General features: G+C 66.6%; 18 protein-coding genes. 6 read left to right on the top strand and 12 right to left on the bottom strand.

Features of this window, described 5'->3' with window-relative positions; all coding sequences use genetic code 11:
- Nucleotides 1-403: 403 nt before the first annotated feature.
- Both CCS01_RS06735 and CCS01_RS06730 read right to left on the bottom strand, forming a co-directional pair.
- Complete coding sequence (locus CCS01_RS06735) at nt 404-2,677, bottom strand: tetratricopeptide repeat protein (RefSeq protein ID WP_146101595.1); 2,274 nt, start codon at nt 2,675-2,677, stop codon at nt 404-406.
- 535 nt (nt 2,678-3,212) lie between these two features.
- On the bottom strand, nt 3,213-3,923 hold the full coding sequence (locus CCS01_RS06730; protein WP_158258264.1) for a DsbA family oxidoreductase: 711 nt from the start codon (nt 3,921-3,923) through the stop codon (nt 3,213-3,215).
- Between the two features lie 129 nt (nt 3,924-4,052).
- On the opposite strand from CCS01_RS06730, the gene CCS01_RS06725 reads away from it, so the two are divergent.
- Nucleotides 4,053-4,493, top strand: coding sequence for a phasin family protein (locus CCS01_RS06725; protein ID WP_104518060.1), 441 nt, complete (start codon nt 4,053-4,055; stop codon nt 4,491-4,493).
- Nucleotides 4,494-4,675: 182 nt separating this feature from the next.
- Here CCS01_RS06725 and CCS01_RS06720 read toward each other — a convergent pair whose 3' ends face one another.
- The 4 genes from CCS01_RS06720 to oxlT form a co-directional block, all read right to left on the bottom strand.
- Nucleotides 4,676-5,599 carry an ABC transporter substrate-binding protein gene (locus CCS01_RS06720; RefSeq protein ID WP_104518059.1) on the bottom strand — a complete coding sequence of 308 codons (924 nt, stop codon included), beginning with the start codon at nt 5,597-5,599 and terminating at the stop codon, nt 4,676-4,678.
- A 129-nt stretch (nt 5,600-5,728) separates the two neighbouring features.
- Nucleotides 5,729-6,964, bottom strand: coding sequence for an NAD(P)/FAD-dependent oxidoreductase (locus tag CCS01_RS06715; RefSeq protein WP_104518058.1), 1,236 nt, complete (start codon nt 6,962-6,964; stop codon nt 5,729-5,731).
- A 259-nt stretch (nt 6,965-7,223) separates the two neighbouring features.
- Nucleotides 7,224-7,700 carry a 2,4'-dihydroxyacetophenone dioxygenase family protein gene (locus CCS01_RS06710; RefSeq protein WP_104518057.1) on the bottom strand — a complete coding sequence of 159 codons (477 nt, stop codon included), beginning with the start codon at nt 7,698-7,700 and terminating at the stop codon, nt 7,224-7,226.
- Nucleotides 7,701-7,818: 118 nt separating this feature from the next.
- The gene (oxlT, locus tag CCS01_RS06705) at nt 7,819-9,105 is read right to left on the bottom strand and encodes an oxalate/formate MFS antiporter (protein ID WP_104518056.1); all 1,287 of its coding nucleotides are present in this window, start codon (nt 9,103-9,105) and stop codon (nt 7,819-7,821) included.
- A 94-nt stretch (nt 9,106-9,199) separates the two neighbouring features.
- On the opposite strand from oxlT, the gene CCS01_RS06700 reads away from it, so the two are divergent.
- Nucleotides 9,200-9,595: a DUF4286 family protein gene (locus CCS01_RS06700; protein ID WP_204848162.1), complete on the top strand. Its 396-nt coding sequence runs from the start codon at nt 9,200-9,202 to the stop codon at nt 9,593-9,595.
- A gap of 568 nt (nt 9,596-10,163) precedes the next feature.
- Nucleotides 10,164-11,081, top strand: coding sequence for an SMP-30/gluconolactonase/LRE family protein (locus CCS01_RS06695; protein ID WP_104518055.1), 918 nt, complete (start codon nt 10,164-10,166; stop codon nt 11,079-11,081).
- Here the strand turns inward: CCS01_RS06695 and CCS01_RS06690 are convergent.
- The 6 genes from CCS01_RS06690 to CCS01_RS06665 all read right to left on the bottom strand — a co-directional run bounded on the left by CCS01_RS06690 (nt 11,078) and on the right by CCS01_RS06665 (nt 18,000).
- Nucleotides 11,078-12,052, bottom strand: a complete 975-nt coding sequence (locus CCS01_RS06690) for an ABC transporter permease (protein ID WP_104518054.1) — start codon at nt 12,050-12,052, stop codon at nt 11,078-11,080. The two genes, CCS01_RS06695 and CCS01_RS06690, sit on opposite strands and share 4 nt — an antisense overlap.
- A 6-nt stretch (nt 12,053-12,058) precedes the next feature.
- Complete coding sequence (locus CCS01_RS06685; protein ID WP_104518053.1) at nt 12,059-13,936, bottom strand: sugar ABC transporter ATP-binding protein; 1,878 nt, start codon at nt 13,934-13,936, stop codon at nt 12,059-12,061.
- Nucleotides 13,936-14,910 (bottom strand): substrate-binding domain-containing protein, encoded by a 975-nt coding sequence (locus CCS01_RS06680; RefSeq protein ID WP_104518052.1) that lies wholly within the window; start codon nt 14,908-14,910, stop codon nt 13,936-13,938. Before CCS01_RS06680 ends, CCS01_RS06685 begins: the two co-directional genes overlap by 1 nt.
- Before the next feature lie 201 nt (nt 14,911-15,111).
- Nucleotides 15,112-16,317: a c-type cytochrome gene (locus CCS01_RS06675; RefSeq protein ID WP_104518051.1), complete on the bottom strand. Its 1,206-nt coding sequence runs from the start codon at nt 16,315-16,317 to the stop codon at nt 15,112-15,114.
- The gene (locus CCS01_RS06670; protein ID WP_338049968.1) at nt 16,317-17,507 is read right to left on the bottom strand and encodes a pyrrolo-quinoline quinone; all 1,191 of its coding nucleotides are present in this window, start codon (nt 17,505-17,507) and stop codon (nt 16,317-16,319) included. The genes CCS01_RS06675 and CCS01_RS06670 overlap by 1 nt, the downstream gene beginning before the upstream one ends.
- Nucleotides 17,458-18,000 (bottom strand): outer membrane protein assembly factor BamB family protein, encoded by a 543-nt coding sequence (locus CCS01_RS06665; protein WP_158258263.1) that lies wholly within the window; start codon nt 17,998-18,000, stop codon nt 17,458-17,460. Before CCS01_RS06665 ends, CCS01_RS06670 begins: the two co-directional genes overlap by 50 nt.
- 322 nt (nt 18,001-18,322) lie before the next feature.
- On the opposite strand from CCS01_RS06665, the gene CCS01_RS06660 reads away from it, so the two are divergent.
- The 3 genes from CCS01_RS06660 to CCS01_RS06650 are packed head-to-tail and all read left to right on the top strand — an operon-like array spanning nt 18,323 to nt 23,075.
- Nucleotides 18,323-19,456 carry a sugar ABC transporter substrate-binding protein gene (locus tag CCS01_RS06660; protein WP_104518048.1) on the top strand — a complete coding sequence of 378 codons (1,134 nt, stop codon included), beginning with the start codon at nt 18,323-18,325 and terminating at the stop codon, nt 19,454-19,456.
- Between the two features lie 29 nt (nt 19,457-19,485).
- The gene (locus CCS01_RS06655; protein WP_104518047.1) at nt 19,486-21,039 is read left to right on the top strand and encodes a sugar ABC transporter ATP-binding protein; all 1,554 of its coding nucleotides are present in this window, start codon (nt 19,486-19,488) and stop codon (nt 21,037-21,039) included.
- Entirely contained in the window at nt 21,036-23,075 is a 2,040-nt protein-coding gene (locus tag CCS01_RS06650; protein ID WP_104518046.1) for an ABC transporter permease, read from the top strand. The genes CCS01_RS06655 and CCS01_RS06650 overlap by 4 nt, the downstream gene beginning before the upstream one ends.
- The last annotated feature ends 216 nt before the right edge of the window (nt 23,076-23,291 follow it).

Below are 23,291 nucleotides of genomic sequence, written 5' to 3'. Positions count from 1 at the left end.
CGTGTGCCGCGACAGGTGGCCCGGACAAGCCGGGCCATGACGATGGGGGAACGCTCTTGGCGCCCAGGCAAGCACTTGATTTTACGGTCATTTCCGACTCGTTTCCAGGATGTGTGCATTGCGTAGGGACGAGCCGGGCCATGACGGTGAGGACAGGGGGCTTCAGCGTCCCAACCGACCTGCGGTCTGCTGTAGCGCGGGTGCTGCGATGCGCCAGCCCGATCATGCGGCTGGCCAGGGCCCGATCCGCCAGCAAGGTCCGGTCTTCGTGGCCCTTGGTGGCCCTCCGCTCTCTCCGTGTTGAAAATTACGGAAGGATGAACAAGCATGAGCGGTTCCGGGCACCCTCCGCCACGTCTAATAGGCTCGATTCTTCCGGTGGCCGGTACTGGAAGGCGGCCGGCTACGCCTCATCCCGCTCCCCGGGGTCGCCGCGATCCCGTGCCAGGTTGGCGATCCTGCGCCGGACAAAGGAAACGCCGCGTTGCGCATCCTGCGTCCCCAGCAGATCGGCCCGCGTCAGGCGGATCGCCAGGGCTTCCTGGTAAAGCTGCTCGGCGGCTTCGGTATTGCCGCGATCCTGGGCCAGGTCGGCCACCCGGGCCAGGGTAACGGACAGGTCCCGCTGGGCGTCCAGCGTCCCCAGCTGCTCGGCGAGCCGCCGATGGATCGCCAGGGCCTCCCGGCGGAACTGCTCGGCGGCTTCCTTGTCGCCGCGATCCTGGGTCAGGTCCGCGACCCGGCCCAGGGCGACGGACAGGTCGCGCTGGGCGTCCACCGTCCCCACCTGTCCGGCGAGCCGCCGATGGATCGCCAGGGCCTCCCTGTGGAGTTCCTCGGCGACTTCCCTGTCGCCGCGATCCTGCGCCAGGTCGGCCACCTGGCCCAGGGCAACGGCAAGCTCCCGCTGGGCGTCCGGCGTCCCCGGCTGCTCGGCGAGCCGCCGATGGATCGCGAGAGCTTCCCGGCGGAGCCGCTCGGCGGCTTCCTTGTCGGCGCGGTCCTGGGTCATGTCGGCGACCCGGTCCAGGCTGGCGCACAGGTCGCGCTGGGCATCGAGCGTCCCCAGCTGCCCGGCAAGCCGCCGGCGGATCGCGAGCGCCTCCCGGTGCAGCTGCTCGGCGGCTTCCCGGTCGCCGCTATCCTGGGCCACATCGGCCACCCGGCCCAGGACGAGGGCGAGGTCGGACTGGCCGTCCGGCGCCCCCGGCTGGCCGGGCAACCGCTGCTGGATCGCCAGCGCCTCGGCGCACAACCGCTGGGCGGTTTCCTTGTCGCCGCGATCGGCGGCCAGGCCGGCGAGCCGGGAGAGCGCCATCGACAGATCGCCTTCGCCCGCGGCGCCCGCGGATTCCGCCTCGTCCCGCATCCGTTCGAACACCGCTCTGGCCGGGGCTTCGTCGCCAAGTGACACGAGTGCGCTGCCCACCCGGCTCAGCTGGCCGGCATTCAGGTGGTCCCTGGGATTTTTCAGGATGCGGCCGACGGCGGCCCTCAGGTGTTCCCGTGCGCTCGCCTCGCCGACGGTCGGGGCCGCATCGGCTACGGCGACGGCGAACCGCATCCAGGATTCGGCGCTTGCCACGCCGCCGGCGTCCTCCAGGGTTCTTCGCACGGCGGCGAAGTCATTGGCAGGAAGCGGGCGCTCGAGAGGCGCGGCTTCGCGGCGCCCGGGCTCGTTGCGGGCCCGGTGCGTGGCCAGGCAGGCGTCGAGCGCACCCAGTTCCGCGACGTGGCGTTCCAGCAGGTGCCGAGCGGTGGGCGCCGCCGGTTCGGCGATGCGGCGATGCTCCTTGCGCATCACGGCGACCGGATCGCGCAGCCAGGGAGGGGCGCCCAGGCGCGCGCCGCTCGCCAGGGAGTCGAACAGGTCGTCCGCGTCCTGGCCGGGTATGAACTGCAGCCTGCATCCGGTATCCCGCAAGGCGGCGGCCTGGCGGGACGCGGCTTCCACCCCGGCGCGCAACGCCCAGAAGACCCGGCACTGCGGGAACGCCGCAAGGGCGTCGTGCAGCGGCCTCATGAAATCCTCGTCGTCGCCCCGGTAGCCCGCCACCAGCAGGAACGGCGCGTCGCGCAGCAGCCCGTAGAGCGCGCCGCGCGTGGGCGAGACATGACCCGCCTGCTGCGCATGCCGCCGGTTGGTCCGGAGCGAATAGTTCTGTAACGAGCCGTGCAGGTGGACAAGCTGCGGAAATGCCGGTCTTGAATCGATCCGGTTGAGCGCCTCGAAACCATCGGCGACGGCGGGTATCAATCCGTTGCGGACGATACCTTCCAGCGCCAGCTGGTCGAAATTGGTCGTTATCACGGTGTGAACATATCGTTCCGCAACCAGCTGGCCGAGCCGCAGATGCGCCCAGTTGATTTTTCCCTGGCTGCTGGCGATGGCCTTCCCGATCAGGGCACGCTGCTCGTTGGCCTCGTCCAGATGCCTGTCGAACAGTTCGTGATACAGATCCGGTCCGTACGGGGCTTCCAGGTCCAGCCCGTCTTTTTTCAGTTCGTCGTAGATCGCGCGCGGATCGGACGCCGCCGCCGCGGGCTGCCCCAGGCGGACGTGCGCGAGGTGCCTGAGGGCAAGGTCGACGATGCCGATCGCGGAGGGGACGCCGGCGCTGACGGAACAGCCGGCGCCGATGAGCGCCACCCCGCCGCCCCAGGGCCCGCCGTCCACGCCGCGGCTGCGGCGGAGGCGGTCGACCAGGTCCCGGATGACGACGTTGGCCGCGCTTTCCGCCGCCGTGCGTTCCCCGTCTGCTGGCGCCGGGCGGGGGTTCCGGGATTGGCTTAACTTTTCGGACCCGGAATTTTCTGGGCCGTTTTGCCGTTTGTTGGTACCACCTGCATCGTCATTTTCGTCCAAATCAGGCACCTTCAGTACCTTTCATGTTCGCTCGCCACGACTTTGCGAATTGCCAGCGAACATATAGCCCTTTCGTGATTGGCTTGAGAATTGAATATTCACCCGTAAAATGGCAATGAATTGTCTCGTTTCTTGGTGAAATCCGTTGCAACGTTTCGCAGCGCGTTCATGTTATTTTGATGTCGGAACAGAATGCCATGCCGGGCGTGAATCCGCGCACCAGATCGTGCCGACCACGTTCCGTTCCATCGTGTGCGCCGGGTGGCCATGGGCCCCGGGTAAGACAGCCGATTCGCCGGAGCCGGCGCGCCGGCCGTTGCTGCAACGTCGTGGCGGGCGCGGCGCGTCAGCCGCTGCGCTGCCCCTGCAGCACCGCCCGGGCGCGCCGCAGCGCCTCGGCGATCGTCTCGGCGGGCATCGCGCCGGAGAACAGGAAGTAGCCGTCCAGGAAGAACGAGGGCACGCCATTGACGCCCGCCTGCCGGGCCGCCTGGTCCGCGGCCCGCATCTCCGCCGCCGCCAGGTCCCCGGCCAGGAACGCGGCGGCCTCGTGGCGCGGCAGCCCGGCCTCGGCGGCGCAATCGGCCAGCACGGCGGCATCGCCGATGTCGCGGCCCTGGATGAAACAGGCCTTGAACACCGCCTCCATCACCGCGTCCTGGTCGCCGTGCTGGCCGGCGAACCAGATCAGCCGGTGGGCGTCGATGGTGTTCGGCGTGCGGGTCATCAGGTCGGTGCGGAAGCCCAGGCCGACAGCGGCGGCGGCCTCGGTGATCCGGCGGTCCAGCGCCGCCGCCTGCTCGGGCCCGCCGAACTTGCGGGCGCGGTATTCGGCGCGGTCGCAGCCTTCCCGCGGCATGTCCGGGTTGAGCTGGAACGGGTTCCAGTGCACCGAGAAGCGCAGCCCTTCCTGCCCCAGGATCGCCAGGGCGCGCTCCAGCTGGCGCTTGCCGATGTAGCACCACGGGCAGATGGCGTCGGAGACGATGTCGATGCGCGCGCCGGCGGTGTCTGCGTCGGGCCGGGGCGCCTGGGTCGCAGGGGTGTCGTTGTCCATGGGCCGTTCTCCTTTTCCCCGGAACATGGGGCCGCGCAATGGGAATGTCACGGCGGGGTGGTCTTGGTTTCCAGCCGCAAACCGCGTAACGTGCCGTTGCTGAACCGGTCCAGCAAGAGGAATGACACGATGGCCAGCCAACCCAAGACGCTCGCTGATTTCGGCGATTTCACCAAGATGTTCGCCGACATGAAGCTGCCTGCCGTGCCGGACATGGAGGCCTTCGTCGCCGCCAGCCGGCGCAACATCGAAACCCTGACCGCCGCCAACAAGGTGGCGCTGGAGGGCGCGCAGGCGGTCGCCCGCCGCCACATGGAGATCGTGCAGCAGAGCATGTCGGAAATGACCGAGGCGCTGCGCTCGCTGTCCGCGGTCGAATCGCCCCAGGCCAAGGCCGCCCGGCACGCCGAGCTGCTGAAGGCCGCCTATGAGCACGCCGTCGCCAACATGAAGGAGATCGGCGACCTGATCCAGAACGCCAACGCCGAGGCGGTGCACCTGCTCAACGCCCGGTTCGCCGAGGCGATGGATGAAGTGAAGGCGCTGGCCGAGAAATCCGCCAAGTCCTGACGCTCCGGCCCGCATGATCCCGGCCGCGGCGGATCGTCCGCGGCCGGGGCATCGGCCCGCTACCCCCGCATTGGCGCTACAGCAGACCGCAGGTCGGTTGGGACGGGACCACGGCGTTCCTTCATCGTCATGGCGGGAAGAAACAGCGTACCTCGCTCGACATTCTTTTGACGCCAATGCCGCTACCCCCGGCCTTCGCCGGCGACCTGTTCGGCCAGGCTGTTGTCCACGCACGATTCGAACGGCACGTCCCGCCGCAGCGCCCCGCCCGAGCGCATCGCGGCGACCAGCCGATCGTAGCCCTCCCGCCGGGTGACTGCGTCGGCGGCATACAGGTCCAGCGCGCGATAGCGGTCGATGGCGGCGGCGACGATGGCGGGCGGGACATCGGGGAACCTGGCCGCCAGAAGACGCTGGATATCGCGCCCCGGCGTCGCCCGGACCCAGCGCAGCGTCCGGTCCATGACGCGCACCATCGCCAGCAACTCGTCCCGCCTGGCCGCCAGCACCGCGCGGCGGGTGACCAGGGTGGTGTACGCCGTCAGCCCACGGCTGGCGGCCGCATACCAGAGATGCCCGGCGCCGGAGGCCAGCAGGTCCTCGGCGTGGGGCTGGAACACCTGCACGGCGTCCACCGTGCCGTCGCGCAGCCGCGCCGCGTTCTGCGCCATGGTGCCGCCGGTGACGCGCCGCACCGCGGCGGGGTCCGCGCCGTCGCGGCGGATGTCGTCCTGCAGGCACAGCCAGGGCGTCGGCACCTCCGATACCGTGCCCAGGCGGATGCCGGGGTGTGGGCCAGCCAAATCGGCGGGGCGGAAACCGGGCCGGGGCTGGCGTCCGACGATGAAGAATGGGTCGCGCGCCACGACATCGCAGAAGCACACCACGTCGCAACCGGGGTCCGCGTCGTGCGCCAGCAACACGCGCAGCGGGCCGCCCCACATCACCTCGACGTCCCCGGCCTGCAAGGCGGCCGCCGCCTGGCCGGGTTCGGCGGACGGGCGAACGGTGACCTGCACACCCTCCCGGGCGAAGGCCCCGATGGCCTGCGCGGCGTAGAACGGGGTGTAGAACAGGGCGCGGAAATTCTCCGACAGCGTGATCATGCGGGTCCCCGGGTTGGCTGCGGCCTGCAGCCGAGTATTCCCCGACCAGGCCGCTGGTGCGTCACACGAACGCGCTGCCCGCGTCGGAGCGGGGGCGATCCACCACCGTACCGCCGCGGCCCGGCGGTCTCAATGGAACCGGCCCGGCGGCGTTTGCACCACCGGCGCGGCGGCATCGAGGATCTCACGGCGGTCCCGCGAGCGTGGCGGGTAGATGCGCTGGCGATTGATGATCTCTTTCGTGCGCTTGGCGGGCGCCCCCTGCGAGACCACGCGACGATCCCGGCCCTGGGTGTAAACGGCCCCCCACAGACCGAGGTCGAGGACCGTGACATATTCGTCGATGCGCAGCGGCAGCATGGGCTGGCCCAGCAGGTCGCACACCACGTTGTGGCCGGCGAAGCGCCCCATCGGGCGGCCATGCTGGCACGACATGACCGAGGCATGGATGCCGTCGATCGGCAGCCAGGCGGCGTCACCGGCGGCGAACGCGGCCGCCATGCCTTCGATCTTGAGACAGGCGTCCACCGGCAGGCGGCCGAACCGATCGCGCTGGACGGGGAAGCGCGCGGTCAACGGATGGGCCTGCATGCCGGCGCACCAGACCACCGTGGCCGCGGCGATGCGCTCGCCGGTCGTGAGCGTGGCACCCTGCTCGTCAACCAGGGCGAGGGAAACGCCGACGCGCGTCTCTATGCCGAGCGTCCGAAGCGCCTCCTCGATGACCGGCCGGGCGCTCTCGCCCATGTCGGAGCCGATCCACGGCTGCCGATCGGCGAGGATGACGCGCAGCGGGGGCGGCGGGCCGGACGGCGCACCGCCCGCTGCCGCGGCGCGGAGCTTGCCGAACATCTCCGTCGCGGTTTCAATGCCGGTGAGGCCGCCACCGACGACGAGGACGACGTACTGGCCGGGCGAGGGCCGGCGGGACGGCAACGCGGCGATGTGGCTGTTGAGGCGCGAGGCGCCTTCGTAGGTATCGACGTCGAAGGCGTGCTGCTGAAGGCCAGGGATCGGCGGCCGAACGAGGCGGCTGCCGAGGGCGAAGACCAGCCGGTCGTAGGGGAAGGCGCGCAGGCTGCCCTGGACCGAACAGGTGACCGTTCGCCCAGGGAGATCAAGGTCCGTCACCTCTCCTTCCACGCGCCTGACGCCGATCGGCTGCAGCACGTCATCCAGCGGAACCCGCGTCCCGTCGAGGTCGGCCTCGTAGTTGCGGACGCGGATCGAGTGCCATGCCGTCCGGTTGATGACCATGACCTCGACACGGTCGGGACCGATGCCGAGTTCGTCGAGTTTGCGGGCGGCGCCCACCGCACTCCAGAGACCTGCAAAGCCGGCACCGAGGACAAGAATGCGCTGCATGTCGGGTCTCCGGGGAGCTGAACCGGCCGGACGTGGTCATACCCGGTTCGGGAAGTCGTGCGGCAGACCGCGGACAGGTTGAGGTGTCGTCATGGCCAGGCCTATCCGCATCGGCGGTAACTCAGGCGGCCAGCCGCGGCGCACCGCCCCGTCGTCATGGCGGCCCTTCGCCCACCATGACGCTGTGGCAACGGCCGTGCGGCCGATCGCCTGATTTAGCGTCGATGTGTCCCTGCCTGACCGGAACCGGGCGCGCGGTTCAGGCCGCGTGCGCCAGGTTCTTCCTTCCGGCTGCCGCGACTTCGCGCAGCATCTTGTAGTCGAGCACCGCGACTGTGTTGTCGTCGTCATCGACGAACCGGATCGGGCCGTAATTGGTGAAGTAAAGGACCGTTTCCTCCAGGAATTTCGTGTCGTCGTGCCAGGCGCCGTTCGCTTCGAAGCCGTAATCGCCTGCCTTCGCCGTGACCCCGCCCCGCTCGGCACCGCCGCGGATTTCCATTTTGCCCGACACCATCAGGTACTCGCCGGCCGCAAGGTGCTCGTGGCGCGCGAAGCTGGCGCCGGCCGCGCATTTGAAGAGCACGCTCCACGCACCCGTCTCCTGGCTCGTGCGCAGCAACTTGAAGTCAATGCCTGGAGAGAAGTTGATCCATGGCTCGGCCGAGGTGTCGATGTAGATGTCGCCCAGCCCTGCATTGCGGCGCGAATCGCGTTCGAACTTGCTTTCGCCCATCCGTTTCCTCCTGCCGGTTGTTATTGGTTCCACTTGAAACGCTAGGGCCTGGCGATCCGGGGGTCAAGCGCACCGCGCGCACCAGGGCGTGTTCGTTGCGTGGTGCGAACAGGCAGCTTTACTTCGCCGACAGCGTCTGTGCCTCGGTCGCCGCCGCGTGGTGCGCCCGCCGCATCGGCCGCAGCACGAAAAGCGCCAGCAGCACCACGACGACGTTCATCGCCGCGGCGGCAATGAAGACAGCGCGCCAGCTTCCGGTCGCGGACTCGATGACGTTGGCGAGCGGGACCAGGAAGGCGGACGTGCCCTTGGCGGTGTAGAGCAGGCTCGCGTTCACCGTGGCGTACCGCGCCCCGAAACTGTCGGTGCACGTCGACGGGAACAGGCTGAAGATCTCGCCCCAGGTGAAGAAGATCAGCCCGGCGCAGAGCACGAACGCCCATGGGCTGGAACCCAGCGAGCCGAGCAGCCAGTAGGCGACCGCGCCCAGGCTGAAGGCGATGGCCATCGTCACCTCGCGGCCGATCCGGTCGGAGAGGTAGCCGAAGGCCGGCCGCGCGGCGCCGTTCATGACGTTGTCGAACACCAGCGCCACCGCCAGCGTCGTGCCGCCGAAGATCAGCGGCGTGTTGGCGATGCCGTAGCTCCGGGCGATGAGGGCGATCTGGGCGGTGGCCATCAGGCCGCTTGCCGAGACCGCAACGAACATGCCGTACAGCAGCCAGAACACCGGGCTGGCAACGACCGCCTTCGGGGTCATGCTGGCGGCGGTCTGGGGCAGGCGCAGGGGCGCCGTGGTGGGGACCTCGCCCGGCCGGGGGGCGCGGAGCAGGAAGGCGAGCAGGCAGACGACCGCGCCCTGGGCGATGCCGAACCAGAAGAACGCCGCGCTGTAGCCATGGGCGTCGATCGTCAGCTTGACCGGAATGATGGTCAGCGCCGAGCCGGCGCCGAAGCCCGCGGCAGTGATGCCGACGGCGAGCCCGCGCCGGTTGCGCCACCACTTCACGGCATTGCCGACACAGGTAGCGTAGATGCCGCCGCCACCGATGCCGGACAGGGCGGCGCCCAGAAACAGCAGCCAGAGCTGGCCGGCGAAGGCGTTCACCACCCAGCCGATGGCGACCAGCAGGCCGCCGGCGAACACCACCACCGCCGGACCGCGCCGCGCGCCCAGGTGATCGGCGATCCAGCCGGCGCCCGGGGTGGACCAGGTCTCAAGCGCAATGAAAATGCTGAACGCCAACTGGATGTCGGCGATCGCCCAGCCATGCGCCTTGCTCATCGGCTGGACGAACAGCGTCCAGCTGTACTGAAGGTTGGCGATCATCATCATGCAGACGACGCCGAAGGCGAGCTGCGCCCAACGGTTGGCGGGCCGCGCGGCACCTTGCGCTGCGGGCATGGTTGTCCTCCCTCGTGCGCCGTGCCGGCTTCAGGCCGGGCGCTTGCTGCTGTGAGGATGGCTGCTCCCGGCCACGCGGCGCAAGCGTGCCAAGGTGCCGTGGCAGGGCTATAACCGGCTTCCCGGGCAAGGAGGGAACATACCGATCGCAACGAAATATCTGTTCATCGTCAGTATGGACGTGGCAAAGGAAAAGGAAGCGCTGTTCAATGAAGTTTACGACACCGAGCACGTGCCGCTGCTGCTGAAGGTGCCAGGCGTGCGCGCGGCCAGCCGGATGAAGACCGAGCCAGCCACCGTAACGATCGGCGGCGAGCGCAAGGTGCTGGATGGCGGCGGTGAGCCCCGCTACGTGGCTATCTACGAGATCGACAGCCCCGACGTGCTGCTCAGCAGGGAATGGGCGGAGGCAGCGGAAAAAGGCCGCTGGCCGAGCGAGGTGCGGCCTTTCACCTCGAACCGCCGCCACGTCGTGCGCAGGATGATCTGAATCCTGCCGTTCCGCTAGGTGCCGGTGATCTGATGCGGAATCCTTTCCGAGGGCAGGTCGCCGCGCGCCAGCGCAACCCCGGTCATGGTGCAGGCGATCAGCATCAGAACGAGATAGACGCCGCACACAAGGTCGTATCGGTCCCATCCGGAGCCTGAAGAAGCTTGATCCAGCGTTCCACTGGGCCCCTGACGCCGTCGCAGCCTTAGATTTGCCATCATTGCCTTGATTTTGCCATGTTTAGGTCTGCCTAACAAAACGCGCCGCACCGACGCAACTGAAAGAGTCGCGACAAAAGATTTCGCGCTGCCGGCCGCGCCGGTTCCGTGGCGTCGGCCGCCTTGTCAAGCAGTTGATTTTATTGTCATTTGATCGGCTGTGGCACGCTTGACATAGGCGCAGGAAAATCGCTCGGGCGCGGATGCTGAAAAGAGCATGGGATAACCGGATGATGATGGCAAAGGCATCCGCAAGCCGGTGCCTTGATGTTTTCATCAACCGGACTGCCGGTATGCTGGCCTGGTGAACCGAGGGACGATCGCGCGCCCTCGACCAGGGAGGCAACACCATGAGCGAAAATCCGCACGTCCAGCTCGACCCGCGATTCCGCGCGCTGATCTTTCCGCACACCAGGCTGGAGAAACTTTGGACCGGCACGCGCTGGGCCGAGGGTCCCGCCTATTTTCCCGCCGCCAGGCACCTGATTTTTTCCGACATTCCGAACGATCGCCTGCTGCGCTTCAACGAATGCGACAACACGGTGTCGGTCTTCCTCACCAACGGCGGCCACCAGAACGGCCACACGGTCGACCAACAGGGACGGCTGATCGCCTGCGAGCACAGCGGCCGGGCGGTGTCGCGTATCGAGCAGGACGGGTCGCGCAAGGTGCTGGCATCGCATTATCAGGGAAAGCGGCTCAACTCGCCGAACGACGTCGTGGTGAAATCGGATGGAACGATCTGGTTTTCCGACCCGACCTATGGAATCGATTCCGAGTACGAAGGTTACGTTACGGAGTCGGAGATCGGGGCGTCACACGTTTATCGTATCGACCCCGCCGACGGTTCCGTCACGGCGGTGATCACCGACATGTTCAAGCCGAACGGCCTGGCGTTTTCCCCTGACGAGTCGTTGCTTTATGTTGCCGACAGCGGCACGACGCACGACCCGTCTTTCCAGTCGGTCATTCGCGCCTTCCAGGTCGGCCGGGACGGCAAGTCGGTCAGCGAGGGCCGGGTTTTCGCGACCTGCGACGCCGGCATCTTCGACGGCTTCCGCGTGGACGTCGCCGGGCATATCTGGACCTCCACCGGCGTCGGCGTCAGGTGCTACCACCCCGACGGCACGCTGCTCGGCCACATTCCGGTGCCCGAGATCGTCGGAAACGTCACTTTCGGCGGGCCTAAGCGCAACCGGCTGTACATCATGGGCCAGACGTCGCTTTACTCGCTGTTCCTGAACACGCAGGGCCCGAAATACTGTTAACCGCGCACGCGCGTGCTTACCAGGCGCTCGACCAGCACGGCGGCGATGATGATGCCGCCGATGGCGCTGCCCTGCCAGAACGGGTTCACCCCCAGCAGATTGAGACCGTTGCGGATCATTACCATGATCAGCACGCCGATCAGCGTGCCCAGGATGGAACCGCGGCCGCCGTACAGGCTGGCGCCGCCGATCACCACCGCCGCGATCGCGTCCAGTTCCAGGGCCGTGCCCGCGAGCGGGTCGATCGACATGACCTGCGCCGACAACAGGACGCCGGCCGCCGCGGCCAGCGCGCCGGACACGACGTAGGGCAGCACGCTGTAGAACAGCACGCTCAGTCCGGCCGCGCGCGCCGCTTCCTGGTTCGAGCCGATGGCGTAGATGGTTCGCCCGCCCTTGGTGAAGCTCAGGTAAAGCCCGGCCAGCACGTAGATCACCAGCAGCGTGGCGACATTGGACGGCACGCCCAGGATCGGGGTGTAGACAAGATCGTTGATCGCCGGCGGGATATTCGAAATCGACGTCGCGCCCGAGCAGATATAGGCGAGGCTGCGCCCGATCGCCATCACCCCAAGCGTCACCACGAACGATGCCAATCCGAAATACGCCACCAGCATGCCGGAAAACAGCCCGATCGCCCCGCCCGACAGCAAGGCGACGGCGATGCCGCCCGCGATGCCGAGCTTGCCGAACGCCAATCCCATCAGCACCGACGTCAGGCCCAGCACGGAGCCGACGGAAAGATCGATTCCGCCTGTCAGGATCACGAACGTCATACCGACCGAGGTGATCCCGGTCACCACCGACTGGTCCAGCAGGTTCAGCAGATTGTTGCTTCTGAGGAAGTATGGAGACGCGAGCGACAACCCTGCGAACACAACCAGCGCCAGCCCCAGCATGCGGACTTCCAGCCGCCCCGCAAGGCGGTGGACCAGATGGGAGCGGGACGTCGGGGCAAGCGCTTCGGGCATGCTGTTTCAGATGTTGCTGGTGATGGCGTCCTGCACGCGGCGGACGATCGTGGCGGCGTCGGGTGTCGTTACGCCTGGAACGGTCAGGCCGATCCAGCCGAGGTCGTGGCCGCGATGGCTGTGCACCTGCGCCATCAGCGTGCTGCGCTGCCCATCCGGTTCGGCAACGAACGTGCCGGGAGCGCTCCGCAGGGCGGCGGGTATGCGCGTCTCCTCGAACCGCGGAGTCGCGCCGGCGACGAATCCCGGGTCGCTGACGCCTGTGCCGCCGACGCGGTTCAGGCAGAACAGCCGTCCGCCGTCCCGCAGCGCCCAGAACGCCGCGCCCCCTGTCTCCTCCGACAGATCGGCCAGCAGTCGCGCATTTGCCGCCATCGAGCTGCGCGGCGCGGCGAACAGCGTCAGCTTGGCTTCGTCGAGCACCGCGCTTTCCATTTCGGCGATGGTCGCCCCGTCGCTGACCACGGCGATGCGGCTGCACAGCCGCAGCAGTTCCTCGAAGTCGGAGGACACGACCAGCACCGCGGCGCCGCGGTCCGCGACCTCCTGCAGCATGGCGTAGATCGAACTGCGCGTAACGATATCGACGCCCTTCGTCGGCTCGTCCAGCAGCAGCACGCGCGGATCGAGCAGCAGCCACCGGGCGATGATGATCTTCTGCTGCATGCCGCCGGAGAAATTCAGCATGTTCGCGTCCAGCAGCCGCTCGTTCGGCAGCCCGAGCAGCCGCAGCAGCTCGGCGACCCGCGCGTCGCGGGTGGCGTAGCCCAGGCCGAAGCCGCGATACGCCGACAGGTGGCCGAGCAGCAGGTTCTCCCGCACGGAAAAGTCCGGAACGATACTTTGCAGCCGGCGATCCTCGGGCACGAAGCCGATGCCGGCGCGGATCGCGTCCGCCGGCCGGCGCGGGGAAAAAGCCTTGCCGTGCAGACGGATTTCGCCGCCGCTGTGCGGTCGCAGGCCGAACAGAGCCTCCAGCGTTTCCGACCGGCCGGCGCCGACCAGGCCGCCGAGGCCCAGGATCTCGCCGCGATGCAGGGTGAACGACACGTCGCGCACGCGCGGCGGGGCGCAAAGATGCCGCACTTCCAGCACCGGTTCGCCTGCGGCATGAACGGCCGGGCGCTCGGCGTAGATACGGCCCAGGTCCTGCCCCACCATCAGCCGAACGATGTCGGACTGCGACAGACTGGCCGTCGGCAGCGAGCCGCCCACCGTCCGGCCCTCGCGCATCACGGTCACGCGGTCGGTGACGGCGAACACTTCCTCCAGTCGATGCGAAACAAAAACCAACGCGCGGCCAGCGGCCCGCAGCCGCGTCATCACGTCGAACAGGCGCTCGACCTCGCCGGGGCTGAGCGATGCGGTCGGTTCGTCGAAGATGATCAGGGTTGCGTCGACCGCCAGTGCCTTGGCGATTTCGACAAGCTGGCGCTGCGCCGCCGACAGGCGCCGCACTTCGGAGCCGAGCGGCAGTGCCGCGTGCTGGCCGAGGCTTTCCAGGATGTCCCGCGCCCGCTGGCGCTGCAGCGCGGGACGCAGGCGGCCCGGCTGGGCCAGTTCCGGCAGGAAAATGTTTTCCAGCACCGAGAGGTCCGGCGCCAGGGTGGTTTCCTGCATCACCATCGCGATGCCCGCCGACAGGGCGTCGCGCGGGCTGCGCGGATCCAGTGCCGCGCCGCGCCATGCCAGCGTGCCGCGGTCGCGCCGGACATGCCCGCTGATGACCCGCGAGAGCGTGGACTTGCCCGCCCCGTTCGCGCCCAGCAGACCGTGCACCTCGCCTGCCGAGACTTCCACGCTGGCGCCGGCCAAAGCGCGGGTCTGGTCAAAGGTCTTTTCAATCCCCTGCGCAACGAGGAGAGGCGCAGGCGGTGCCGGCATCACGCCAGCTCGTTGGCGAACACGGTCGTCCTGATCGTCGGCAACATCTGCTCCACATTCCCCGGCGTAACGATCAGGATCGGCACCGAGGTTTCCTTCGGAACTTCCTGCCCCTTGAAATGCGCCAGCAGAGCCTCGGCGGATTTTTCGCCCATCAGGTAGGGTTGCTGCATGCCGGAGCCGACGACCGCGCCCTTCTTGATCAGGTCCACCAGTTCGGGCGTGCCGTCGAACGCGGCGACCAGCACCTCGCCCTGCCGCCGCGCGGCGCGGATCGCCCGCAGCGCGCCGGTTGTCGGCTGGTCGGTCTGCACGAACAGGCCGCGCATGTCCGGGTTCGCCGTCAGCATGTCCTGCACGAACCTGAAGGTTTCGTCGGCCGAGTAGGTCTGCATCTGCTGCAGTCCGGCTTGTTTGGTGATGCCCGCTTCCTGCATCGCCTTGCGGAATCCCGCGGTGCGCGCCTGACCGTTCCTGCGCGCCTGGCTGATCGCGACGATGCCGACCGACCCGTTGCTCCAGCCTTTCTTCTTCATGGCGGACGCCAGCACCTGGCCGATGCCGTAGGCGCCCTTGTAGTTGTCGGAGATGATGAATGAAACGTACTCGCCGGAATTCGTACCGATGTCGGAAATGATCACCGGAATGTTTGCCTTCTTCGCAAGCTCCAGCACGGCCGGCGCCGTGGAACTGTCCGTCGGCGAGATGCAGATGCCGGCGACTCCGCGGGCGATCACGTCCTGCGCGTTCTTCAGCTGGGTCGAGGCGTTGTTGTGGCTGTCCAGCACATCGAAGCCATAGCCGGCCTGCTTCGCCTTGCTTTCGATGCCCTTGCTGAGATAGCGCCAGAACGGCAGGTCGAGGCCCGGGGTCAGATAGATGATGGTCTTTTCGGCAGCGCGCGGCGCAGTCGTCGGCAGCAGGCCGATCGCTGCGGCGCCCGACAAACCCTTCAGAAGCGAGCGACGTTCCACGGCAGTCTCCCTTGCTTTCGCCGCTTCATGCGCGGCTGACTGTTCTGACGGGAGCCATGAGCCATGACGCCCGGGGCATTATGATCCCGTCTGCCCTTGCCGCAGGCGAGACGACTGGTCAAGGGATGCGCGGTTCACGGTTTCGGGTCGTGTCCTGGTCTGTTTTATTTCGTATGACTTCATTTCCCCGCGCCCGGGTGGTCATTTGACCGCGCAGACGCCCCGGCTGTTCTCGCCGTCATGCTCGCCGGGCACCGGCCCGATCCTGATTTGCTTGAAGGCCGGATCAGGCGAAACGGGAAATGGCTTGTTGCCGGCAGGATAGCAATTGGATGCAAGCAGGAAGGCCAGAACGGATGCGTATTGTTGCGGCGACAGGCTCGACGGCGCGTTCATCGGCATGTCGTTGAGCACCAGATACTGGACCATCGCGAGCGTCCAGCCGTTCCGTTGCGCCGTCTGCAGAAAGTCGTCGCCGGCGACTGCGGGCGCCGCGGTGCCTTGCAGGTTGGCGCCGTGGCACTGCACGCACTTCGAGGCGAAGATGCCCGCGCCCTTCTCGGCCTGCGTCTTGGTATAAAGTGCCGGCGGCGATTCCGCTGCCCCTGCCCCCTGCACGGTCGGTGACGCGGGCGACGCGGCCGCCGCATGTTCGGCAGCGCCGGTGTGGCTGGCGCAGGCCGACGTCACCAGCGAAGCCGCGGCGGTCTGGACCAGAATGTCCCCGCTGCGGACAACAAGTTTGGCGCCGCCGGTCGGGTCCGCCAGGGGATGCGGGCCGTCGCCGCCCGGCACGGCGACCCACGCCAGGTAGCCGCCATGCGTGCCATAGGCCGGGGCAACGGACGGCGGCTTGCAGGCGTCAACTTGTTGCGCCCCCGCAGGCACGCCCAGTACCGTGTTGGCGAGCACACCTTCAAGCCCGCCAAGCACGCCGGTTTCGGTGGGACGGCCGCGGGCGACCTCCAGATACATCAGCGCCCGGGACGCCGCGGCGTCGTAGTCCATCAGTTCGCGCGCCTTCAACGAATCCCGAAGGTAAGCGACAGCGGCGTGCATATTGGCTTCGGCACCGCGCAACGGCGCGGCCCAGACCGGAGTTTCCTTCCGGTCGAGCAACGCATCCATGTGGCCGATGGCGCCAATTGCATCCGCCGCGCCGCCTTCCCCATGCTCGCCCACCAGCAGGTTGATCGCCCGCTGGCTGGCGCCGCGATAAACGTTACGGTCGGTTGAATAGCTGGCATCGGCCTGCACCAATGCGTTGACCGCGGCCTTCACATCCCGCAGCGCGGCCACCGCCTGCTGATGGTCGCCCGGCGGCGCGGCCAAGACAGGAAACGCCGCGAGCGCCACAGCAACAAACGCCAGCCGCCCGATGCGCGCCGACGAACGGAACTCTGGCATCAGCTACCCGACTTCAGCGCAAAAACGTTGATGATCGGCTTTGGCCCTTTCGAGTCGGGCAATTCCGGAATCGCCGCGTTGCCAGCGGGGCCGGAGGCGACAACGATGAACTCCTTGCCGTTCGCCTCATAGGCTTCGCTGGGGGCCTGGATGTAGCCACCGGTATCGTAGCTCCAGAGTTCCTGCCCGGTCTTGGCGTTGAACGCATTCTCCTTGCCGCCCAGGTTGCCCGAGAATACGAGGCCGGATGACGTCACCAGCGCGCCGCCGTAGTTCGGCAATTTGAAATGGTGCCGCCAGTCGAAGATGCCCGTGGACACGTTGATCGCGTTCAACTGCCCGGTGTCGGGGCCGATGAGTTTGGGAAACGCGCCGCCGGTATAGAACTGGCCGGCGATGTACATGACGTCCTTGCTGGCCGTCCACCGACCGCATTCGTTCTGGCTGGGAATATAGAACGCGTTCGTTGCCGGATCGAATGCGCCGCCCTGATACTCGATGCCGCCAAGCGTGTTCGGACAGGCGATGTTGCCTTCGACCGAGGGCGGGGTGTGGACTCCCTTCTGGAAGGCGGCCACGGTGTGGTCCACCAACTGGCCGGTCGCGGCATCCAGGATCCAGAAGTTGCCAGCCTTGTCGCCCGCAGCCACCAGCTTGCGGGTGTCGTTTCCAACCTTCCCGGTGAACAGAACGGGCTGCATCGCCGGATCCCAGTCATGCGTGTCGTGCGGTATGAACTGGTGATACCATTTTAGCTTCGGCTGCTTGCCGGAGATATCGAGGGCAACCATCGAATCGGAATAGAGGTTGTCGCCCTCTCGCACGGTGCCCAGGAAATCCGGCCCCGGATTGCCGAGATCGAGATACATGGTGTGGGTCGCGGTATCGATCGTCACGCCGCCCCAGGTCGAGGCGCCGCCGCGCTTCCAGGAATCGCCGCTCCAGGATTCATGGCCGGGTTCCTCGGGTCCGGGCACCGTTTCCCAGCGCCAGATCAGGTGCCCGTCCTTCGGATCGTAGGCGGACATATTGCCGATCCCGCCCCAGTCGCCGTTCGACACGCCCAGGAACAGCATGTCCTGGTTGGTTTCCGGGTCGTGGTACAGCACCGGCGCCATGGTGTAGAACGAATTGGCCGTGTCATCCACCGTTACCTTGTCCCACACCTTCTTGCCGGTTTCGGCGTTCAGCGCGATCAGGTGGCCGTCGAGCGTCGCGATGTACGTCGAGCGTCGCGATGTACACGTTGCCGTCGATCAGGCCGATGCCGCGATTGGCGGCGAACGAGATGACGTGCGGGCTGTCCTTGAACTCCCACTTCAGCTTGCCGGTGGCGGCATCCAGCGCATAGACATGATCGTGCGCCGACGTAACGAACATCGTCCCGTTGTAAACGATAGGCGACACCTCCAGCGGGCCGGCGTCATCCATGGTGAACTTCCAGGCGAGTTGAAGATCCTTGACATTCGCCGGCGAGATCTTGTCTGCGCCGGTGTAGTGATTGGCGGTGTAGCTCATGGCGGGCAGGATCCAGTTTGCGTTGTCGTTGGCGGCAGTGACCAAATCCTGTGCGCTGGGCGTGGCCTGGGCGCGCGCTTCGGTCGCATGCAACCCCAGCACGGCGGTGAGGCCAAGAGCCGGCAAAAGACAGGACGTTCCAGACAGCAACCGGCGACGCAACATTGTTCCTCCTCCCTCAAGCCTTTGCTTAATTGCCATCGGCCAAATTTGATTATACCGAATACTCGCAAGTACACCCTGAACAGCCCATGGCGAACACGGGCTCAACCGTCGCGACCCGGTTTGGGTCCCATCAATCCACTGCGATCGTATCACATGACATTGAGTTCCCGGGCGATCGGCGTTGGGCGGATCCGTTTTGCTACAGTGCGCGGCATAGCTGCCACCGAGAATTGACCGTCGCGGCAGGAAACCACAATGCCGTTCCGCGCACTTGCGCATTCGGCGCAAGCATTGCTCAATCAGGGCCAGGGGGAAATTGCCAATGAAACATCGAACAGCCACTCTGCTGGGCGCTTTTGCTCTTGGCGCAGCACTTCTGCTGCCGGCCGCGGCGGTGGCGGCAAAAAGCAAGATCTATCTGAGCATGAGTTTTATCGGCAACGACTGGCAGGCCGAGGCGGCGAACATGGTGAAGGCCATGGCGGCCGCGCCCGACATGAAGGACAAGGTCGATCTCGAAGTGCAGGTCGCGGGTCCGAACGCCCAACGGCAGATCCAGCAGATCAACGCCATGGTGCAGGCGGGCGCCAAGGCGATCATCGTGTTCCCGATCTCGCCGACGGCGCTCAACCAGGTCGTCCACCACGCCTGCGAGGCCGGTGTGCTGGTCATTGCCTATGACGGGGAAATCACCGAGCCCTGCGCCTACAACGTGCATATCGACCAGCATGAGGCCGGCCGGGTCACCGCGGAATGGCTGGTCAAGAAAATGGGCGGCAAGGGCAACCTGGTGGTGATCACCGGCGTGCCCGGAACCTCGGTCGACCTGCAGCGCACGCAGTCGGCGAAGGAAGTGTTCTCCAAATATCCTGACATCCACATCATCGCCGAAGGCGTAGGCATGTGGAGCCAGGCCGTTGCACGCACGGAACTGACAAAGATCCTCGCCACGCATCCGTGGAGCGAGATCAACGGGCTGTGGATGCAGGTTGGCTGTTACACAGCTGCATCGATGGAGAACGGCGCGGGCATCCCCGACGACAAGCTGGTACCCTGCGCCGGCGAGGGATCGAACGGCCACCGGATCCAGATGCTGCCCGTCGGCGACAAGCAGGTGCAAGGGGCCCGGGACACCTACAGGCCAATGGGGGAGTCTTCGATTTCCTATGCGTCGCCGCCCTATTCGGGCGCGTTGGCGCTGAAGCTGGCGGTCGAGAAGCTGGCGGGGAAGTCCATCCCGAAATTCACCAAGCTGCCTCTGCCGGTTGTTACGAATGAGACCGTCAAGCTGTGCCAGCAGGGCACCTGGAAGGAAATGCAGGAGGGCTGCAACGTGTTCCAGCCGTCGATCATCAGCAATCCTGGCTGGTTTGCCTCGATCTATTCGCCGGAAACGCCAGAGGTAGGTCTGCACGCCGCCCTGAACGGCGCTCCGGAGAAAACGGCGGCGAAATAGTTGCCGCCGTTCGCCAAGGTGCCCCGGCGATGACATTGGAACCCGCGATCGCCATCCATTCCGTGCGCAAGACGTATGGCGCGACGGTTGCGCTGGACGATGTCAGCCTGGGCATCCAGGCGGGCACCGTTCATGCGCTGCTCGGCGAGAACGGCGCCGGCAAGTCAACCCTGGTGAAGCTGCTCAGCGGGCTGATCCGGCCCGATGCCGGCCACGTCGCCGTTCTTGGACAGGCTGCGTTGCTGCATTCGCCGCGCGACGCGCATCGGCTCGGCATCCAGACCGCTTTCCAGGAACTGACGCTGGTGCCCGACCTGACGGTGTGGGAAAATGTGTTGCTGCCGTATCAGCCGACCGGGTTTGCCGGCCTGCTGCGCGGGCGCAGGGGCGAGGCGATGGTTGCCGACCTGCTCTCGCAGCTTGGTATGGGCGGCCTCTCGCCGCGCCAAGTTGTGCGCGATCTCGACCTTCCGGTGCGGCAGAAGATCGAGATAGCCCGCACGCTTTTGCGCAAGCCCCGTATCCTGCTGCTGGACGAGCCGACCTCGGCTCTTTCCGGTCGCGACATCGACTGGCTGGCGCAAATCGTGGCAGCAGAGAAACAGAAGGGCACGACGGTGGTGTTCATCAGCCACCGTATGCCTGAAGTACGGCTGTTCTGCGACGTGATCAGCGTACTGCGCAATGGACACACGGTTGGTACCTACGGCGTGGATTCGGTAACGGACAACGAGGTGGTGGAGCTGATCATCGGCCGATCGTTGACGGCGACCTTCCCGCCGAAGCCGCAACGGGATGTCGTTGCTCAACCCATATTGTCCGTGGCCGGCCTGTCTGCCGGACGTTTGCAGGGCGCATCATTCGAACTCGGGCCAGGCGAAATCGTTGGGGTCGCGGGGTTGCAAGGCATGGGCCAACTCGAGCTGTTCCTGGCGCTGTTCGGTGACCTGGCGACGACGGGCGGCAGCATCCGCGTCGATGGCCGTCTGGTGACCCTGCACGCGCCAGGCGACGCCATCGCCGCCAGCATCGGCTTTGCGCTGGTGCCGGAGGATCGCAAGACCGAGGGCCTTTTCCTGAAGCTTGATGGCCGGAACAATACATCCCTGCCGGTCGTCGGCCGCTTCACCCGGGCGGGCCTGATCGACAATGCTGCCGAGCAGGCCGCCGTGGCCGGCGCGCTCCGGCGCGTCCAGGCGGACGAGCGGGCGCTTTATACGGGCGCCGGGGCCTTCAGCGGCGGCAACCAGCAGAAGCTTGTGTTGGCGAAATGGATTCTCGCCGGCAGCCGCGTGCTGTTGTTGTTCGACCCGACCCGCGGCGTCGATGTCGGAACCAAGCACGAGATCTATGTGCTGATCAACGACTATGCCCGGGCCGGCGGCGCGGTCCTGCTGTACTCGACCGAGGTGGAAGAGGTGATCAACCTCAGCCACCGTGTTCTGGTGATGTACGGCGGCCGTATCGTTCGCGAAATCGACGGCGCCCGCGGCGAGATCAGCGACAACGCGATCATGCATGCCGCGCTCGGTGGCGACCCGGCGTCGGGGGTGCAATCCCATGAGGTGAGCGCGGCATCATGAGCGACATGGCCTTGCAAGCGGCGACACCGACCCGACTGCGGCTCTCGGTTGAGCGGTATCGTGGCCTGCTGACGGCGATCCTGGTCTTTCTGGCATTGTTTGGGATCGTCAACCTGGTTTCGCCGCGGCCCTACAGCTTCTTCGATTTCAGCTATATGTCCACGGGCGGCTGCACGCTGGCACTGGCAGCCATCGGCGGCACGCTGGTGATCCTGACTGGCGGTTTCGACCTGAGCGTCGGCGCGGTGATATCGCTGGTGAACGTTGCGCTGGCGAGCCACATGCAGGCGGGCGTCGGCTCGGAGTTCGGATGGGCCCTGGCCGGACTTGGCATCGGCGCGGCCGGCGGCGCGTTCAACGGCGTGTTCGTGGCCGTTCTGCGCATGCAGCCGATTGTGGTTACGCTGGCAACGATGTTCATCGTACAGGGCGTCACGCTGCTGGTCATGCCGCAGCCCGGCGGCCAGATCCCGCCGGATTTCGCGTCCTTCCTGACCGGCTCGGCGATCCCGGACGTGCTGCCGGCCGCGATCGTGATCCTGGCGATCGCGCTGCTGGCCTGGACGGCGCTGGCCCATTCTCGTTTCGGAACGTCGATCTATGCCGTGGGCAGCGACAAGGATGCCGCGGCGGCGGCTGGGATCAAGGTCGTTCCGGCCGAATTCGGGGCCTATGTGCTGGCCGGGATGATGTATGGCGCAGCGGGCGTGTTCGTGTCCGCGCAGACCGGATCAGGCGATCCGCTGGGCGGCGATCCGCTGCTGTTGCAGGTGTTTGCCGCCATCGTCATCGGCGGCACCGTGTTCGGCGGCGGGCGCGGCGGCTGCCTGGGATCGGTATTCGGCTCCTACAGCCTGTTGCTGATCATCAACATCCTGCTGATCCTGAATGTGTCGGCCTATTATTCGACCGTCGTGGAAGGAGCGATCCTGGTGCTGGCGGCGCTGGGCGTCTCGCTCGACCGGCACTCGCCGGTTGCGCAGTGGCTGCGGCGTGTTTCGCACCGTACGCAACATTCCGGCGGTGGCGGCTCGTCAGGACCGACGCGGCCACTGGTGTTTCTCGCCCAGCCGATGGCGCCCACGATCCGGCTACCGTGGTGGCGGCGCCATGCCGAGGATCTGCGCTACGCCCTGCCCGCCTATGCCTGCTTCGTGCTCGTTCTGGTCGGCACCTTTTTCCTGTTTGGCGGACTCAGCGGTGGCTACGTCAATTCGCTGCTGCTGCTGGGTTCGTTTCTGGCGATACTGTGCCTGGGCCAGGGAGCCGTGATCCTGACCGGCGGCCTTGACCTGTCGCTGCCCTGGACCATCGGGCTGTGCGGCATTCTGCTCGCCGGCGTCGTGCGAGGCCATCCCTTCGAGGCGGCGTGGGCAGTTCCGATGGTCCTGGCGATCGGGGCATTGATTGGCCTGCTGAATGGCCTGGGCATCGTCCTGTTCGCCCTGCCGCCGATTGTAATGACGTTGGCAATGAACGGCATCCTGCAAGGCGTGGCGATGGTCTACAGCAACGGCACACCCAGCGGGTTTGCGCCGCCCGAATTGCTCTGGCTGATGACGGCGCACGTCGAGGGCATCACGCCGGAGTTGTTCCTGCTGGCACCTTTTGTGATCGTTGCGGCCCTGCTGCTGTCAAAAACACCTTTCGGCAGGCGGGTCTATGCCATCGGCAACAGCGTGCGAGCGGCGCGCCTGTCGGGCGTCGACGTCGGACGAACGACGGTGCTGGTCTACGTGCTGAGCGGATTTTGTTCCGCAATCGTCGGCGTTCTGCTGGACGGATTCAGCGGACAGGCCAGCCTGGGCATGGGCGATTCCTACCTGCTGCCGTCGATCGCCGTGGTGGTGGTCGGCGGGACGCTGATCACCGGCGGACGTGGTTCGTATTTCGGCATGATCGGCGGCGTCTTGTTGTTGACGGCGCTGCAGACTCTGCTGGCCGGCACGACGTTGCCGGACGCCATGCGCCAGATCATCTACGGCCTGGTCGTCCTGTGCGCAGTGGTTGTGTTACGCGAGCGAAAGGGCGTATGACCATGGCCCGCAACGGGTCCTGAACCGCCGTTGAAGCTGATTGCCCGGCTTTTCCAGTCAGTCCAGCATCGCTTCCCAGCCTGCTGACGTCCTGGCTTGCGTTGGCCTCCAAACTGGTATAATGAGTATTCCATTATACCAAGAGAATGGGCCGGAATGACGGCGGCGCTGCGCTGTGCCGGGTTTCGGTGCCGATTGCCTCATGGCCCGCGTATC

This window comes from Rhodopila globiformis, from assembly GCF_002937115.1.
Classification (GTDB): Bacteria; Pseudomonadota; Alphaproteobacteria; order Acetobacterales; family Acetobacteraceae; genus Rhodopila; species Rhodopila globiformis.
The sequence above is the reverse complement of the archived record's forward strand: the minus strand, read 5'-3'. Positions and strand labels throughout refer to the sequence as shown.